The sequence below is a fragment of the Phyllobacterium sp. TAF24 genome (genome assembly GCF_052113785.1).
GTDB lineage: Bacteria > Pseudomonadota > Alphaproteobacteria > Rhizobiales > Rhizobiaceae > Phyllobacterium.
Window position 1 is genome coordinate 1 of the sequence record NZ_JBFRDN010000072.1, and the last position, 1,379, is coordinate 1,379.

The 1,379-nt window shown below is 51.6% G+C and carries 1 protein-coding gene and 1 pseudogene; both read right to left on the minus strand.

What is annotated here, in order from left to right; all coding sequences use genetic code 11:
- Positions 1-26: 26 nt before the first annotated feature.
- Positions 27-185, minus strand: a pseudogene (locus AB4Y96_RS26365) (IS701 family transposase); the annotation flags it as partial.
- 129 nt (positions 186-314) lie between these two features.
- A partial coding sequence (locus AB4Y96_RS26370; RefSeq protein ID WP_441920981.1) for an NAD-dependent succinate-semialdehyde dehydrogenase occupies positions 315-1,379 on the minus strand: 1,065 nt, incomplete at its 5' end.

Here is a 1,379-nt window from a genome sequence, read left to right on the forward strand (position 1 = left end):
CGCGCCGAATGGCTGGTAGTGTCGGTTTAGGCGGGCCATGTCGCTGCCTTTTTTTCCCGCGTTGCCTTGTGCAGGCGCTGATGTTGCAGAAAGGCATATGCAATCATTGTCATCAGCGCGTGTCGATGAAGGCCTTGCCACGATCGGCCTTCGAAATGATCGAGGCCGAGTTCTTCCTTCATCTGGCTGAAGCCAATCCGTCAGTGCAACATCCTGCTCCGCCATCCTGCGCACCCCTGTTGAAGTGCCCAAAATGGACGATCATCGTTAATCAAAGATTAATCTGCCAAAGTAGTGCTAGATACCGTACGCAATCACACCGCAGCATCGAGTCCCCCGAAGCATAGATATTTGAACTCCAAATAATCATCGATGCCGTATTTTGATCCCTCGCGGCCGAGGCCCGATTGCTTCACGCCACCAAAGGGCGCCACCTCGGTCGAAATCAACCCGGTATTGATACCCACGATACCACACTCTAAGGCTTCGGCCACTCGCCACACCTTGGATAAATCGTTAGCGTAGAAATATGACGCAAGGCCAAACTCGGTGTCATTGGCCTGATGGATAACGTCGTCAATTGTATCGAAGCAAAAGAGCGCGGCGAGTGGACCGAAAGTTTCCTCTTGGGCGACAAGCATTGTAGCATCGACATCCGCAAGCACTGTTGGTTCGAAGAACGTTCCTCCATATGGATGTCGACCACCACCAATCAGAACTGAAGCGCCTTTTGAGACGGCATCACGAATGTGCTCTTCAACTTTTTCTATTGCAGCGGCATCGATCAATGGGCCAATGTTTGCAGTTTTGTCGAAACCATCTCCAACGTTCAGCGACTCGATGCATGCCGCTAATTTTCTTGAGAACTCGTGATAGATATTGGACTGCACATAAATTCTGTTCGCGCAAACACAGGTCTGACCGGCATTGCGGAATTTCGAGATTATCGCGCCTTCAACAGCAGCGTCGACATCGGCATCGTCAAATACGATGAACGGTGCGTTGCCGCCAAGTTCGAGGCTCATTTTTTTAATCTGATCGGCGCATTGCCGCATCAGAATTCGGCCGACCTCCGTCGAACCTGTGAAACTGATCTTCCGGACCTTCGAATTACTGCATAGTTCTGCGCCAATAGCCGGACCGTCGGTTCCGGTTATAACATTCAAAACACCAGCGGGTATTCCGGCACGTTCAGCAAGGACTGCCAGAGCTATTGCTGAGAGCGGGGTTTGTTCAGCAGGTTTAGCAACGATTGTGCATCCAGCCGCAAGTGCGGGTGCTATTTTTCGTGCGATCATGGCATTGGGGAAATTCCAGGGTGTGATTGCACCAACGACCCCGACGGGCTGTTTCAACACAATAATCCGCTTGTCCCGTTG